Below are 16,562 nucleotides of genomic sequence, written 5' to 3'. Positions count from 1 at the left end.
AGATTACCTTAGATATTAAGCAGTCAATTTTTTAAGATGGGAAACAAAGTTACAGGGGCGTTGGCGAGCATCCAGCTGTTCACTGAGGATCTGCCAACCCGTGCGACAAGCCCCGGTTGAACCGGGCAGACAAAAGATACCAGTCCCATTGGCCAGCCCACCCAGTGCGCGGGACTGTACGGTGGAGGTCCCTAGCTCCAAATAACTCAAGTGGCGAAACAGTTCACCAAAGCCTTCCACACTGCGATCAAATAATACGCTCACCGCTTCCGGCACCATGTTTTTAGCGGTGAAGCCTGTCCCTCCGGTACTGATCACAACCTGTACGTTAGGGTCAACAATCCATTGGGATATCACGCTGCGGATCAGGTATTTGTCATCTTTAATTAAACGACGATCAACCAGTTGATGGCCAACTTGCGTCAGCGCATCCACTAAAAATTGTCCCGAGGTGTCATCCTCAGCAGTGCGACTATCAGATACGGTGAGAACAGCAATATTCAGTGGCTGAAATTGGCTTTGTTTACAATGTCCCATAATGCGTCCTGTAAAAAATCAGGGCCGGGCCTGTTGCGGTGTCCGGAGGGTGGCTGACATCAGCCACCGATGGAGGCCAGGTGTTGGGTCACACCTGTCACGCCCTGATGCAGAAAATGCGTTGCTTTTTTATGATGCAGCTGTTGTTGCAGTCGTTCGATTAACTCACCCTGCTGCTGAGGTGACTGCAGTAAGTCTCGTAGGTCAACCCCAGATTCAGTGAACAAGCACAGGTGCAGTTTACCTTTTGCCGAAACCCGCAAACGATTACAGCTGGCACAAAAATTCTGTTCGTACGGCATAATCAGTCCGATACGGCCCTGGTAATCCGGGTGGCTAAAGTTCTGCGCTGGGCCATCTTCGGCTCCGCTGGCATCACGCTGCCAACCGTCATTAAGCAAGCCGGTACGAATATCCGCGCCAGCCAGATGGTGGGCTTGAAAATAATCCCGCCCCAGCCCGGTTTCCATCAGCTCAATAAAGCGCAAATCAATCGGCGTGTTTTTGATCCAGTGCAGAAAACGCGGTAAATCTTTATCGTTCAACCCTTTGAGCAGGACAGCATTCACTTTAACCCGCTCAAAACCGGCTTCCAGTGCCGCATCGATCCCACGCATCACCTTGTCGAATTTATTCTCACCGGTGATCTGATAAAACATGCGTGGATCTAGGCTATCCACAGAGACATTAATCCGACGTAACCCGGCGTCATACCATTCCTGAGCCGACTGCTCGAGACGATAGCCGTTAGTGGTCGTCGCTAAAGTATGGATATCTGAGTTAGCCGCAACAATACGAATGATATCGGTAAAATCTTTGCGCAGGCTGGGCTCTCCACCGGTAATACGTACCTTGCGGGTTCCCACTTTGGCAAAAGCAGACACTAGGTTCTCAATTTCATTGAGATCCAGAAATTTAGGTTTACCGTCGGGGCGGTAGCCATCAGGCAGGCAATAGCTGCATTTGAAGTTACAGACGTCAGTTACCGACATCCGCAAATAATGAAATTTTCGGCCGAAATCATCTTGAAGCTGGGACATGATCACCTTTCCAAACACGGGAGGCAAAGTCATTTCTTCCTTCACCCCAGTGGCGTTATTACCACGGCTAAGTACCCGTATCATGCGTGACGTAGGGTAAAAAGCTCGGAGAACCGTCAATGTGTCATTATATGCGTAAAAACTGCTGCAATAACACAATTCCACCGGATTTTTTCGCGTATACCCCCTATCTCATTAATTTATTGTGATATTGCTCACCACTACAAAATAAAATTTTAAACCTGCCGCACATTGCCCAACACTGTGACATAACACCATTTTCAGGTAAGGTATTTGGCATTATTAATCCCTTGTCTGGCATCAGAATAATCCCAACAGCCAGAGCGGGCTTTAAAGGAGTGAAGTACAGATGGAACGTGAATCAATGGAGTTTGATGTCGTCATTGTCGGCGCCGGGCCGGCCGGATTGGCCAGCGCCTGCCGTCTGATGCAGATATCCCGCAATTCAGGCCAGGAAATCAGTGTATGTGTGGTCGAAAAAGGCTCTGAAGTCGGTGCCCATATTCTCTCAGGGGCAGTGTTTGAGCCCGATGTGCTGACCGAGCTATTTCCCGACTGGCATAATTTGGACGCACCGCTAAAAACCCCGGTGAGCCATGATGAAATCTATCTGTTTAAATCCGCTACCGATGCCAGAGCGATGCCAGAATCCCTGACACCGAAAACCATGCACAATCAAGGTAATTTCATTGTCAGTGTGGGCAATCTGTGTCGCTGGTTAGCCGAGCAGGCAGAAAGCTTAGGGGTAGAAATTTTCCCCGGTTTTGCAGCCAGCGAACTCTTGTACCACGAAGATGGCAGCGTCAAAGGCATTTTAATCGGCGATATGGGCGTAGGAGCCGATGGGCACGAGAAAGACAGTTTTATGCCCGGTATGGAACTGCATGCCAAATACACAGTGTTTGCCGAGGGCTGTCGTGGTCACCTAGGCAAACAACTGATTGAACAGTTCCACCTGGATAATGGCAAAACCCCACAGCATTACGGCTTAGGTTTTAAAGAGCTATGGCAAGTGCCTGATGATATCCATCAGCCTGGTAAAGTGGTGCATACTGCTGGCTGGCCGCTAACAGAAGGCGCATCAGGCGGGGGCTTCCTTTACCATCTAGAAAACAATCAAGTCGTCGTCGGTTTGATTGTTGATCTGAATTACAGCAATCCTCACTTAAGCCCGTTCGAAGAATTTCAGCGCTATAAGACCCATCCCATCATCAGTGCCAATCTGGCCGGAGGGGAGCGGGTAACCTACGGCGCCAGAGCCATCGCTAAAGGCGGGCTTAACTCACTACCTAAAATGAGTTTTCCCGGCGGCCTGATCATCGGCTGTGATGCTGGCACGTTGAATTTTGCCAAGATCAAAGGCACTCATACTGCGATGAAAAGCGGCATGGTGGCCGCAGAAACCTTGGCAGAAGCCTTACTGGCTGGAGTCGAAGGCGGCAAAGACTTGAGCTGTTTTCAAGATAGGCTGGAGCAGAGCTGGCTACATGATGAATTGTACCGCTCCCGAAATTTCGGCCCGGCGCTGCATAAATACGGTACCCTGCTCGGCGGGGCATTTAACTTTGTCGATCAAAACTGGTTTAAGGGCAAACTGCCTTTCACCTTGCGAGATGAAAAGCCCGATTATGCTCAGTTAGCCAAAGCCACTGCATTTAGCCCGATAAACTACCCCAAACCCGATGGCAAACTGACGTTCGACCGGCTGTCTTCAGTGTATCTATCAAATACTTATCATGAAGAAGATCAGCCTTGCCATCTGAAATTGCAAGATCCCGACATTCCATTACAGGTCAACCTACCGGATTATGATGAGCCCGCCCAGCGCTACTGTCCGGCTGGCGTGTATGAAATTGTGCGCGACGGGGATACCCCCCGCTTTGTGATTAACAGCCAAAACTGTATCCACTGCAAAACCTGCGATATCAAAGATCCGAGCCAAAATATCACCTGGGTAACCCCAGAAGGGGGCGGCGGCCCTAATTATCCTAATATGTAATGCGGCAGCCACAATAACAATCCAGGCGTATCTGCCACATGCATTTCGTATGTGGCAGATAGAAACACTGAAGACAGTCACGCGACAAAAAGCGCTAAATTAACTCTTTTTTTTACTGAAACTCATTAAAGTTCAGCATTCTAGAAAAGAACATTCGCAAACATTCCCCCTTAAGGCACAACAGAGTGAAGAAAGATTCACCTGCAGGCGGCTTTTTCCCCCATATACCAATGCTACTATCTGCGCCCATTCAGCCACCTTGAGACATGCCCAATCATGCCCGTCAAATCGATCACCATCGCCCCTAGGAGTAGATTTACCCTGACCGAAATCGTGATGGTGCTGATTATTATTGTGTCACTGGCCATTTTGCTGCTACCTAAACTGTCGACACCCAATATTCAGGGCCGTCAGAATGACTTACTGTCCCTAGCAGCCAGTTTGAATGATGCCAGTGATATCTTGCACGGCAAGGCACTACTCGAGGGGAAACTGGCCTCCCAAGCCAGCCGCATTGATGGGGTTAACATGCGTTATGGTTATCCCACACCAAACTATCAGGGGATTTATCGCACTTTACCCGTGCCCCAACTCTGGCATGTTTATACCGGAGATAATCTGCTGCGCGGCGTTGCCGTATTTACCGATAAACCGATAGATCCTGTCTACCGGGATAATTCAGATACCGCAGTCCTCGCAGCGATGCAACGTCACTGTTTTGTGTTGTATAACTGGCCTAAGCACAAGCACCGTATCTCTCACAATCTCTTAGCCAACGGTTCTTGGTTGCCCAAATGGCTACACGATGACACCGCGGCGCAATTTTGTGCCAGCCTGACCGAAGCCAATTTGGGGAAATTTATCCCTATGTGTCGGCTGCCCGGCTTTACACCACCACAAGGGATTGTAAAAGGGACCAATGCCCTGGTGCCGATGCGCAGCCCACAACGTAAACCGGAAATTTTAGCCGAAGTGCAAGGCTGTTAATCCGCGATTGTAGCTAAATACTGCTGTAGTGAAGTACCGGGAATAGAGCTGTCACAAGCAACAGCCAATGCGCCCCAATGGGCGGCTTCCGCCATCGCTGCAATAATGTCCTGCTGCTGACTCAAACCATGAATTAATCCGGCAGCGTAAGCATCTCCGGCGCCGGTGGCATCTTTCACCTTCGCCGTCACCGCTTCAACATGCTGACAACGCCCATCAGCGGTATACACATCCGCCCCCTTAGCGCCCCGAGTCACAATAAAATGACCGAGTTGTTTTCCAGCAATCTGCAAAGCATATGCCCAAGGCGCCAATGTTGAACGCCCCGCTAAATCGGATTCTGAAGCCAGCAGGATATGGCAAGGGCGCAGCCGTTCATCCTTCGCCAGCTGGGCGACAACGAGGCAATGGTCCAATGCGGTCTTTGCCCAGCTAACAGCACCTTGAGCAGATGAGTTGATATATAACACATCCCAATGGGGCCAGTGGGGCGGCGCAGGTAATTCAAACAGCGGCCGCATGGGCCGAATAATGGTACGCTCGCCATCCGGCGTCATCACCAGCAACATTTCACACGTATTCCCTTCTCGACGCGACACCAGATGGCAATCCAACCCGCGAGTACTGGCTTCAGCCAACAACCAATCACCTGTCTTATCCCGGCCAACCTGACTGACCAATGCCACCCGGTGACCCGCCCAGGCTAGGCCTATTCCGGTATTGGCCCCACCACCGCCCAATCGCTGTCCGCCATCGGCATAATGAAATCGACCACCTGTCTGTAACGGCTTATCTAACTGTAAAATCCGGTCGCAATTAAGATTGGCGACCAACACGATTTTTGCCATCTGATTGTTCCTGCTCTAGCACACGCTGTTTTTATAGTATTCAAATCAACCATCTGGCGCCACAACACTAAAAAAGCGCTTCAAAAACAAGCAAAAAAACCAGTTTTACGATTAAAAATACCGCAATTCAATCAACTGCTACTCAATGCAAATTTATTGACCGACTTCGCAAAATTTACTCGCTTTACCCTTTGCTAAAACAGCCTTAGAGTGCCGCCGAAAATATCACCATTGGTTAGTTTAAAACCTCTTTTTCCGGAGCATTCAAGGTGGAAATGAGCACGACTTCCCCTACCCCCAACAGCACTTTTGTTCCGGTTGCCGGCCTGAGTGTGTTCGCCTTGGCATCAGGCTATTTAATGAGCCTGATCCCACTATCTCTGCCCTCATTTGGGCTGGATGTTTCATTGGCGCCTTGGCTAGCCAGTGTGTTTTATCTGGGTCTGCTATTAGGGGCAACCGGGGTTGAACCTGTTGTTGCCCGTATTGGCCATCGCTTTTCCTTTGTACTGTTTCTGGCGGCTCTGCTGCTGACCATCACCTTAATGATTGCACTGCCAAGTGCGAATGTTTGGCTGGTAGCCCGACTGCTGGCAGGCATTGCGGTTGCCGGGGTCTTTGTGGTGGTGGAATCTTGGTTATTAATGGCTGACACTCCCAAACAGCGAGCCAAACGTCTGGGGCTGTATATGACCTCATTGTACGGTGGCACGGCGTTAGGCCAGTTAGGCATCGGGCAATTCGGCACCCAAGGACTACTTCCTTATGCCTTAATCTGCCTGTTGCTACTGATTGCCATTTTGCCTCCTTTACTGATCCGTAAGGGACAACCCTGCCGCCAAGGCCATCAGAAAATAGCTTGGCGAGAACTGCGCGGCCTGAGCCGGCCAGCTATTATGGGTTGCCTAGTATCCGGTTTAACTCTGGGGCCTATTTATGGCATGTTGCCTGTCTATATCAAGGCACAAACCGGCAGTGAATCCCAAACCGGGCTAATGATGGCGATGGTGATCTTGGGCGGCATGGTTGTACAACCTTTAGTGAGTTATCTATCCCCCCGGATGAGCAAAAGTCTGCTGATGGCATTTTTCTGTCTGATCGGGGCAGCCAGTGTATTTATGTTGGTCATCAGTCAAGATGCACTGATGCTCACACTGGCGTACAGCTTGCTCGGCGCCAGCACATTTGCACTGTACCCTATTGCCATCACGTTGGCCTGTGACAGCATGAGTGCCAACAAAATTGTCGCGGCCACCCAGTTTATGCTGCTGAGTTATAGCATCGGCAGTGTGGTCGGCCCGCTGTTAGCCTCCAGCTTTAACAGCATGCAGTACAGCCTGCTGATGTACCTTGGTCCGTGTCTGTTCAGCACCTGTATTTATATGCTGATAAAAAGCTTTCGGGCACCACGGGATCAACAACCACTGGCCACCCAGTAAGCCTGCAGCGAACCAGCACGTAAGTTATCGCCCCTTAACATAAAGCCACCTCGTGTGGCTTTATTGCTATCTGACGGGTTGAGCGTAAAAGCAGAAACTTGCCTAAGCTTAACGGGTTATCTAAATACCACGGATATCCCCCGAGACAGGCACGGTTATGGTTTCCATTCGCATTTTGTTTGCGCTGCTTTGCAGCATCATGGTTTCACTGCTGTTAATTTTGGGCATACTGCTATATCAGCTCAACAATCAAAGCCGCGCTATCGATGCTGATATCAGTGCAGCCATGCAACAAATTATGTTGGCTCAAGAGCTACGGCAAAGCTCCGAGCACCTCACCAAATTTGCCCGCGCCTATGCCGCCACAGGTAATCCTAAATGGAAACAGCTATTTGACAGAGTATTAGCCGTACGTAATGGATTTGCCCCTTTGCCACCGGGACATCACTTTGCCTATTGGGATAAAGCCGCCACACCGGGGGAAATTCTGCTACAGCTAGGCAGCCAACAAAAACGTCACCCTTCCTTATTAGAGCGCATGGCTGCTGCTGGCATTACCGATGCTGAGCTGAGTCAACTGCGTCAAGCGCTACTCTTGTCAGATAATCTGGTCAATCTGGAAAGACAGGCTTTCGACGCCATTGAAGGAGTAAACCGTACAGAAAAAGGAATAGACAAGATTACAGCGGATCCCGAACTAGCCAGAGCATTGCTGTTCAGTAATGGTTATTTCCAGGAAAAAGGCAAAATCATGACGCCGATAGCGCAGTTTTATCAGGCGGTTTATCAGCGTAGCCAACAGCAGCTACAGCAAAGCCAGATGGCCATCCGCCAAGTCTATTTATGGCAATTAACGATATTACTGACGTTAGCCGGGGTATTAGCCGGCACCTTCGTGCTGTTATGGCGCCGTTACCTGGTGCCAGCTACGCGACTGCAACAATGCTTAGTACAGCAGGTAACGCAGCATAACTATGATTTTCAACTCGAGGAGCAGCATCAAGGTGGGTTAACCAAGCTCGCCCGAGCACAAAACCAAATTTTGCGGGAAGTACGGGCCCAGTTACAGCGAAACACCTCGGTAAAGGAGTTTGCCGATGTGATGCGCGACAGTAACAGTGCGGCCAGTTTTGGGCTGCATATTATCGACTTTATCGCTGGCCGATTTCAGCTTCCCCTGTTAGGGCTCTACAGCTACCGCGCAGAAGGATTAGAGCGCGTCGCAGGATTTGGCTATGGCCAGCACAGCGCGCAACAATTATTTGCCACAGATCAGGTGCAACTCCAACAATTGCAGACCCGGCGACATATTGCCCTGACTCAACTGCAGCAACATTACCGCATTCCCCTGCTTAGCGGTGAGCTGACACTGGATGAACTGCATTTCTTCCCACTTAGGGTCAATGAGCAGGTAATCGGTTTATTGGAGCTTGGCACCGTTGGCCCGCTATCTTCAGATACGCTACTTTGGCTTAAATCCGTTCGTAGTGATTTGGCCATTAATTTCGAATTAACCCGAAATTCTGAGCGGCAGGCCAATGCAGAGCGGCAAATCACCGAACAGTTGGAGTTTAATCAGCAGGTGATCAATGCCATTCCTAGCCCCATGTATTACCGTGATAATCAAGGGCGTTATATTGGCGTTAATACTGGCTTCAGTGATTTTCTTGGTCTGTTTGAAACCGATATTCTCGAAACAACTCCTGCTGAACACTTCCCAGCGGATATCGCCGCTATTTTTACCAATACCGAGCACGCACTACTTAACTCACCGGGCTGCACCGAATATGAACTGACACTACACAATGCCAACGGACAGTTAAGGCACATCCGTGTCTATGAAGCGACCTATTATTCCAGCCAGGGAGAACCCAAAGGCATCGTTGGACTCTTTGTTGATGCCAGTGAACAAAAAGCATTAGAACTGGAATTGCGCGCAGCCAAACAAGCGGCTGATGATGCTAGTGAAGCCAAGGGCCGGTTTTTAGCCAATATGAGTCATGAAATCCGCACGCCGATGAATGCCATTATCGGCATGGCGCATTTGGCGATGCATTCTGATTTGTCTGCGCCGCAGCGCCACTATGTCAGTAAAATCGACAATGCGGCTAAGTCCCTGCTGGGGATCCTTAATGACATCCTTGATTTCTCCAAAGTAGAAGCAGGCAAACTGACACTGGAAGCGATCCCGTTTCAACTGGAAGAAGTCCTTACCAGTCTGTCTGATGTCGTCGGGATCCGGGCAGCGGAAAAAGATCTCGCACTACTTTTCGATATCGATCCCCTGATGCCAAGCGGGCTTATAGGCGATCCATTACGATTGGGACAGATCCTGATCAACCTATGTGGTAACGGGATCAAATTTACTGAATCGGGCCAAGTCAGCGTAACGGTACAGCAGCGATCCCGTTCAACCGATCATGTAGAACTGGAATTTACCATTGCCGATACCGGGATCGGCATGACCCAAGTCCAACAGCAGCAGTTATTTCAATCTTTTTCTCAGGCTGATGGTTCCATCACCCGTCGTTATGGTGGCACCGGACTGGGCCTGACTATCAGCAAAAGCTTGATAGAACTGATGGCAGGAGAAATCCGGGTAAATAGCAGCCCGGAGCAAGGCACCGAATTTAGCTTTATCTTGCCGTTGACGCTGCAACAACAAACCCCGATCTGCCCGCCGCAACCAGCGCTGGCAAAAAAACGCCTGCTATTGGTTGAAGAGCATAGCAACACAGCGCAAGTAATGGCCAAGCAACTAAGGGCCATGGGGTGTCAGGTGGAAATCGCGACAAGCGGCTTTACCGCACTGACGGCGATAACCCAAGCCGACGCCGACACAGGTATTGATGCCATGCTGATCAGCCGCCAGCTCAGTGGTATGGATGGCATTGAAACAACCCGCCAGCTGCAGGATAAATTACTGCAGCACAAGCCCAAGGCCATATTGATCTGTGATGGCCACCGGGATATCGGTCTTACCGGTGATTGTGAAACCCTGTTTGTCAGCAATTTATTCAAACCTGTACTGCCATCCATGTTATATCACGCACTACTGCAGGCATTTTCTCTGCCATTACCAGCGTCAGAACAACCCGCTCTGGTCGCTGATACAGCACAAGATATGACCGCTGTGTTGGCCCAATCTCGTATTTTGCTGGTTGAAGACAATGACACCAATCAGGAAGTGGCCAGCGGTATTTTGGCACCCTATGGTGCTGATATTATCTGTGCCCGACATGGCAAAGCCGCCCTAGAAATACTGGCACAGCAGCATGTTGATCTCATATTGATGGATATACAAATGCCGGTGATGGACGGCATTACTGCCACCAAACTTATCCGGCAAGATCCCGTTTACCAGCAACTACCGATCCTGGCGATGACGGCCAACGCAATGGAGCAAGATATTGAGCAATGTCAGGCCTGTGGCATGGATGACCATATTGCCAAACCCATAGATGTCGCAGCACTAATTACCAAGGTCAGCCACTGGTTGCACAATGGCCGAACCACAGTTAATCCCGCAGAGCCTACCGCAGCAACAATGCAAAAAAACCGCGCGACAGAACGCCCTAATGGAGCGGTATCCAGTGACAGTCAACCGGTACTGGATACCGCTGACGGTATTGCCAGACTGGGGGGGAATAGCCCCCTGTACTGGCAGATAGTCCGCAGCTTTCTCAACAGCCGACGATTAGAGCTACCGGCAATCACTCAGGCACTGGTCAAGGCTGACTACACCGCATTACGCTTGGCTGGTCACAGCCTGAAGGGGGCGGCAGCGAATATTGCCGCTGAGCCGCTGATTACACTGGGTCATCAGCTGGAGCAATATGGCCATAATGGCCAACTGCCACCAAATGATATTATCCCCCGACTCACAGCATTGCTGACACAAATCGAACAGGCGCTTCCGCCCGATACCCCTCATCAAGCAGAAGTCGCGTTAACCGTCCGAGCTTATGACAGTGCAGAGTTTCTGATGGAACTACAGCAGTTAGGCATGCTACTGCAACAGGCTGACAATCAAGCTGGCGACTTTATCAGCCTGCTGAAACAGAACGCGGAGGCAGTGGATCAAATGGGCATCGATTTTAGCCAAGTAGAACAGGCGCTAGCAGAAAATGATTTTGCCACTGCCCATGACGCCCTAAACCAATTGATCCATCAAAGTAAAGCCGCTGGATAATGGCGCTCAATTCCGTCAGTTGATGGCAAAACTGTCTCACAACGCTAAGCTTAGTGCTGGTATTTTTCTACCGCGATAACAGGGACGGCTATGCGGGAAACAGATAAAACGTTACTGGAGCAACTGAAATTCAATGATTTTGAAATCGAACAGCGTAAAAAACTGTTTGGTTTTACCGATGATGATGTGCAGCAACTGTATAAACTGCAGGGCTTTATCGACGCCAGGCTAGATAAAATTGTCGACGCTTTCTATGAACAGCAAACCAGCAACCCTGAGATCTCTTTACTGATCGGGGACGCTGATACCCTACACCGCCTAAGCCTGGCGCAGCGCAAATATATTTTGGATCTCTTCTCTGGCAGCTATGGGCCAGATTACGTCAATAACCGGCTTGCTTAATGTCCGCCACCTAAACACCATTGTCACCAAAGTGCTGCGAGCAGCAGAGCGCCGTAATGAGCCAGTAACCATGGTGTATATCGATATTGATGATTTCAAGCTGATCAATGACACCCAGGGCCATCAACGCGGAGATGAGATACTGCGAGAGGTCGCAAGAATTATTACCACGTTCAGTCGGGCGGAGGATTGCTGTTTCCGCTACGGTGGGGATGAGTTCTGTGTCATCCTGCCCAAATGTACCGCAAAACAAGCTCGGGAAACCTTCAGCCACCGTATTCAGTCAGAGATCCGCCGCACATTAAAGGATTTAAAAATCAGCATAGGATTAGTACAGACGGGGCCGGTCAAATATGACAATGCTGAGCAGTTGATCGGCGAAGCGGATAAAGCCATGTGCCGAATGAAAAAACGCCATAAAGCCAATAAGTTAAAACTGGTACGCAATGCCAGTTAATCATGATACCCCTCTCAGTTTGTTACCATTTTTAGGCACAAAAAAGCCCGGCATTGCCGAGCTAAACAAGCAGTTAAACAGTGATTATCTGCGGACACCTGCCGTGGCATCCCTCGCTTTGGCTATCGCCTCGGCAACAATCAGGTCACTGAGCACTTTATTGAATACATCCAAACGGTCGACGTACACGTTATACAGTCTGTGGGTATCTTGCTCAGTGGCATCCAGCTGGTAGCGTTCGCAAAAAACGGAGAATTTGACCGGTTTGCTCATTTCACAGCCTCTGTCCTGTTAATGTTGTGCCAAGGTTAATCCAATCAGTTTTTTGAATCAATACCGTAAGAAATAACCGCAATATTACTAATATATAATTCAATTTTCGGTAATATTACCTCTCATGGAAGTGATAACCTTTGCAAACAACACCTTAACTGAGATATGGATCAAACTTTCACCCTGTAACTTAGCGACATCAGGCAAAAAATAAATTTGCCACAGAGATAAAATGACCCGAACGTTTAGCCACTATTTCAGTGTCGAAACCTAGGGGGTGTTGACTTTCCATGATGATATTTTGTTTGGGATAAAAGCGTTTTAGTCGCGGTGGGTGGTTTGTCGTTAAGGGCAAATATCAGTGCGTTAGCATCAAAATAGGGGTAAATAGAGAGACGAGTTAAACAAGATACCTGTCTCGCTGGCGATGAAGGTGATAACTCTGAAACCGCAGGAAAAAAACAGAACCTGCTGAATAGCAGGCCTGCTAAAAACCGGCTAAATGGCAAAATACCGGTTAAAACTTAGACCAAGCCGCAAAGACAATTGCTCTTATCAAAGAGTGGGGAAAGGCACATACGTTGGGTTAACAAGTTTTGATTGTTCCCACTAGACCTTCAACCTAACGCTTGGTCTGTGTGCCTTTCTATTCTCGCTGACTGACTCATCGTCGATGCACTATGGTATTACATATCACAAGGCTTTAATGGGCGACGTAATTGGGCACGAACATTATCCATGCCAGCATAGAATTCTTTCATCATCAATAATCCCATCATTTTGCCATTATCAGTGATGATCAATTCTTCTGGATTGGCGGGGTCATTTTTCAGTGCCCCAATGGCCTTCATAAAGGTCATTTCCTTAAACAGTGCCGTATCCAGATTTACCCCAAAGTTTTCCCGGAAATACTGACGGGATAACCGACCAGAGAACATACCCAATAAGAAACGGTACTGCATCACGTCCTTTTTCGAATACCGTTTCTGCTGCTCAACCCCCATCTTACCGGCCGCGAGCCGCTCCTGATAGTTACGCAACGAGAAAGTATTCACATACAAGGTATCATTCAGGAAACTGAATGAACCAGAACCAACACCGAGGTATTCGTCATAATCAATGACGTACTCATCAAAACCCTCATTGTTGGCTTTACCAAATGCCCAGGCAGTCAACTGGTTGTACTGACCATTTAAGGAATTTAGGATTTGACGATACTGATTGGCCATATCCTTCTGCTCTGCTGCCAGCTTACCTTTTACACTCTTACGGGTCTGGTGTGTGATCATCAATGGGTAAGTGGTAATCTGACGCGGATCCAACTTACGGGCCATCTCCAGATCATGACGGATCACCTCTTCAGTTTGGCCGCGGAAACCAAAGATCAAATCAACGTTTACAATCGGGAACAGCTCTTTCGCCGCCATCACCTTATCGAAAACTTGCTGACCACTACCGAATTTTTCCAACCGGTCAGTCATTTTCAAGATGCCATCATCAAAGCTTTGTACGCCGATAGACATGCGGTCGACTAAGCCCTTGAGCTGCTTGAATCCGGGGGTATCTAGATGGCGCGGATCAGACTCGCAAGAGACTTCCTTGATAGACGGGAATAACGTGCGAGCATATTCAATGGTTTTCACCAACTCATCTTCCAGCACAGTGGTAGTTCCGCCACCTATGTACATGGATTCAAAGTCATAACCCAATGCTTTCACCATATCCATCTCTTTACGCAGTGAGATAAAATAGGCTCTGGCTTTGTCTTCCTTAAACAGGAAGCGGTGGAATGTACAATAGGAACACAGGGTGTGACAGAAAGGCACATGGGCATACAGCATGTACTTTTTCCCTGCCACAGGTGCTGGCATCACATCAGCGGAAACAGTATCCAGCCGCAGATTCTTATCCACATAATGTTGCATTACCCGTTCCATACCGGACAACATCCAGTTCGGTACCGTAATATTGGCCTCGTAGGGCTTAATCAGTCCATTGTCGAGTGTGTGAATAATTTGCGACATACCCATTCCCAGCTAGCAGTTAATCAAGGGTTTCCAACAATAAGGTGTTGGAAAATACTCAAATATGGCTATACCTCTTTGTGGCTAGCCTTACTAATTTAGCAGGGTATCGGTAATAGGGTGGGTAAACCGTGAACTGGCTAGAAATTACTGTTTCCTATCTAAAAACCAAGCTCGCTTTTGCGCGCCAGATCATAATTAAGTAATTTAGCGGATGGCACAAAGATATGAATATATCAATGTGCCATCACAGCGAGCATTAACGGCTACAGACGGAAATGACCTAGAACATCTAATAACTGACCACGGGTATCATCTAAAGCTTCGGCCGCCTTTAATGTCGCGATACTACTACGGTTCAGCTCTTCAACCATTTCCCTAATGGTGGTTAGATTACGGTTAATCTCCTCAGAAACATTGCTTTGCTCCTCAGCAGCAGTAGCAATCTGATTGGTCAAACCATCAATATCGAATACATAAGAATTGAGTTCATCCAAGTTACTGGTCACCACAGAGGTAGTATCTGCCGTGTCCTGACAACTATGTTTGGTTTTATCCATAGCTGCTACGGCTGATTCAGCCCCATTACGCAATTTTTCCAGCATCGAATTAATTTCAGTGGTACTGGCTTGGGTTCGTGCAGCCAGGGCTCGAACCTCATCAGCGACCACGGCAAATCCTCGTCCCTGTTCTCCGGCACGGGCAGCTTCAATTGCTGCATTGAGCGCCAACAAATTAGTTTGCTCAGCAATTTCACCAATCACATTCAACACTGAAGCAATTTGACGGCTATTCTGATTCATTTCACCGATAGTGACAGAAGCCGTATCCACTTCCGTAACCAGCGCCCTGACGGTCTCTGAAGCCTGCTCAACTACCGTTTTGGATTTCTCCGCCTGATCATTTGCTTTTTGCGTATATTGCGCAGCAGAGTTGGCATCATTAGCCACATTATGGGCAGTGGCACTCATCTCCGTCATGGCGGTTACCACCTGATCGGTTTCAATGGTATGGGCCTGCAGTGCATTAGTATTAGCTTCTGACTGAATTTTCAGCTCATTGACCTGAGTGGAGATATGCTCAGAAGCGGTAGCAACATTGGATAACATACTGCGCAAGTAGTCGATCACCTTATCCAGATCACCTGCCAGAGAATACAGCTCATTATTACCGTTAATATCGGTTTTATATGTCAATTCACCTTGAGCTAAGTGCCCCATAACCGTTTTAATCTTATTCACCACCACAACCAGTTTATGACTGGTCACAATCGCTGCGATCACAGACAAACAGATAGCAATTAAAATCATAATCATGATGACAACTTCAACATGATCAATCTCATTGGTGGTCTTATTACCCAACTGATGGTTACGATCTAATACTTTACCAACCAAGGTGCTAATACGCTGACTGATCCGTGGCCCCATCTCCTTTCGAGCTTGGGATAGCACAGGCGGAGTACCATTTTGCTTGGCATCAGCAAGTTCCTGATGGTAAAGATGTAAATACTGATCGATTTGACCTTCTAGCGCTAAGGCTTCTTGAGCCTGCTCGCCTAAAAAGGCCATATCAAACTGCGGTAGAGAACCTACCATATCATCCACGGCCTTATGGTAACGTTCAACAGCGGCATTATCATGAACCAAAGTCGACAATCGAACCTGGAAAAACTGTTCACGAATATGGGTTAGCGTAGAGGAGAGTTCACTATTTCGTACCAGCCGATGATTGGTATCGTCCAATTGGGAAAACGCGGCAAAGGTGTACACACCAATCACAATCATCAATAAACTAGCAAACACCGACGGAAAGGCCGTCAAGATGCTTGTCTTGATATTTTTAATCATCGAGGGAAGCCTTTATGCTGACCGCGAAGTATTGCGCTAAGTCAGAGTAAGTTATAAGTGGAAACATCTTAGAATTAGTCAGATATACAGGCAAACCCACTACAGGTGAAGGGGGTATCAATGCACAACTTTTACTCTCTGCGTTAAGCTAATCGTTACTTCATCCTGACATCTAAGCAGCAAACCTGCCGCATTTTCTCTTTAGCAAAAAGAATTAACACAATGATTTTTATAAGATTATCTATAATGACTTACACTTACTGCTCACAGTGTATTAACCAGGCCATAGAAGTGTGACAAACATCTCAATTTCAACATTAAAATGGCTTCAACCTTCTAAGTGTTTTCATATTGTCTAGTTAGCACAAAATACTACGATAAATCTATCAACACCGCGGTGGCCTATTAATCTATATCCATACTTATCAACTAGATAAACTAAATTGAACATTATTAAATCAACATATAGAATCAGCATGTTGAATAAAATAAA

The 16,562-nt window shown here is 48.1% G+C and carries 12 protein-coding genes and 1 riboswitch; of the genes, 6 read left to right on the top strand and 6 right to left on the bottom strand.

Annotation, left to right across the window (positions count from 1 at the left end; translation table 11 throughout):
- Positions 1 to 15 precede the first annotated feature (15 nt).
- Together moaB and moaA are read right to left on the bottom strand one after the other, a co-directional pair.
- Positions 16 to 537: a molybdenum cofactor biosynthesis protein B gene (gene moaB / locus NFHSH190041_RS00365; RefSeq protein WP_261923367.1), complete on the bottom strand. Its 522-nt coding sequence runs from the start codon at positions 535 to 537 to the stop codon at positions 16 to 18.
- Between the two features lie 59 nt (positions 538 to 596).
- Positions 597 to 1,577, bottom strand: a complete 981-nt coding sequence (gene moaA / locus NFHSH190041_RS00360; RefSeq protein ID WP_261923366.1) for a GTP 3',8-cyclase MoaA — start codon at positions 1,575 to 1,577, stop codon at positions 597 to 599.
- Positions 1,565 to 1,700: riboswitch (molybdenum cofactor riboswitch) on the bottom strand. (Overlaps the previous gene by 13 nt.)
- Positions 1,701 to 1,947: 247 nt before the next feature.
- On the opposite strand from moaA, the gene NFHSH190041_RS00355 reads away from it, so the two are divergent.
- On the top strand, positions 1,948 to 3,597 hold the full coding sequence (locus NFHSH190041_RS00355; RefSeq protein ID WP_261923365.1) for an electron transfer flavoprotein-ubiquinone oxidoreductase: 1,650 nt from the start codon (positions 1,948 to 1,950) through the stop codon (positions 3,595 to 3,597).
- 276 nt (positions 3,598 to 3,873) lie between these two features.
- A complete protein-coding gene (locus tag NFHSH190041_RS00350; RefSeq protein ID WP_261923364.1) occupies positions 3,874 to 4,584 on the top strand; it encodes a hypothetical protein in 711 nt (236 codons plus the stop codon).
- Here NFHSH190041_RS00350 and NFHSH190041_RS00345 read toward each other — a convergent pair.
- A complete protein-coding gene (locus tag NFHSH190041_RS00345) occupies positions 4,581 to 5,432 on the bottom strand; it encodes a PfkB family carbohydrate kinase (RefSeq protein WP_261923363.1) in 852 nt (283 codons plus the stop codon). The genes NFHSH190041_RS00350 and NFHSH190041_RS00345 overlap by 4 nt on opposite strands.
- A 275-nt stretch (positions 5,433 to 5,707) precedes the next feature.
- On the opposite strand from NFHSH190041_RS00345, the gene NFHSH190041_RS00340 reads away from it, so the two are divergent.
- From NFHSH190041_RS00340 to NFHSH190041_RS00325, 4 genes are all read left to right on the top strand, one after another.
- Positions 5,708 to 6,871: an MFS transporter gene (locus NFHSH190041_RS00340; RefSeq protein WP_261923362.1), complete on the top strand. Its 1,164-nt coding sequence runs from the start codon at positions 5,708 to 5,710 to the stop codon at positions 6,869 to 6,871.
- Between the two features lie 157 nt (positions 6,872 to 7,028).
- A complete protein-coding gene (locus NFHSH190041_RS00335) occupies positions 7,029 to 11,063 on the top strand; it encodes a response regulator (RefSeq protein WP_261923361.1) in 4,035 nt (1,344 codons plus the stop codon).
- 90 nt (positions 11,064 to 11,153) lie between these two features.
- The gene (locus NFHSH190041_RS00330) at positions 11,154 to 11,465 is read left to right on the top strand and encodes a protoglobin domain-containing protein (protein ID WP_261923360.1); all 312 of its coding nucleotides are present in this window, start codon (positions 11,154 to 11,156) and stop codon (positions 11,463 to 11,465) included.
- Positions 11,431 to 11,922 (top strand): GGDEF domain-containing protein, encoded by a 492-nt coding sequence (locus NFHSH190041_RS00325; RefSeq protein WP_261923359.1) that lies wholly within the window; start codon positions 11,431 to 11,433, stop codon positions 11,920 to 11,922. Before NFHSH190041_RS00330 ends, NFHSH190041_RS00325 begins: the two co-directional genes overlap by 35 nt.
- Before the next feature lie 84 nt (positions 11,923 to 12,006).
- On the opposite strand, the gene NFHSH190041_RS00320 is transcribed toward NFHSH190041_RS00325, so the two are convergent.
- The 3 genes from NFHSH190041_RS00320 to NFHSH190041_RS00310 all read right to left on the bottom strand — a co-directional run bounded on the left by NFHSH190041_RS00320 (position 12,007) and on the right by NFHSH190041_RS00310 (position 16,042).
- On the bottom strand, positions 12,007 to 12,195 hold the full coding sequence (locus NFHSH190041_RS00320; RefSeq protein ID WP_261923358.1) for a hypothetical protein: 189 nt from the start codon (positions 12,193 to 12,195) through the stop codon (positions 12,007 to 12,009).
- Positions 12,196 to 12,881: 686 nt separating this feature from the next.
- Entirely contained in the window at positions 12,882 to 14,219 is a 1,338-nt protein-coding gene (locus tag NFHSH190041_RS00315) for a coproporphyrinogen III oxidase family protein (RefSeq protein ID WP_261923357.1), read from the bottom strand.
- Between the two features lie 266 nt (positions 14,220 to 14,485).
- Positions 14,486 to 16,042: a methyl-accepting chemotaxis protein gene (locus NFHSH190041_RS00310; RefSeq protein ID WP_261923356.1), complete on the bottom strand. Its 1,557-nt coding sequence runs from the start codon at positions 16,040 to 16,042 to the stop codon at positions 14,486 to 14,488.
- Positions 16,043 to 16,562 lie beyond the last annotated feature (520 nt).

Source organism: Shewanella sp. NFH-SH190041 (assembly GCF_024363255.1).
Lineage (GTDB): Bacteria > Pseudomonadota > Gammaproteobacteria > Enterobacterales > Shewanellaceae > Shewanella.
This window is presented reverse-complemented; position numbering and strand designations above follow the sequence as displayed.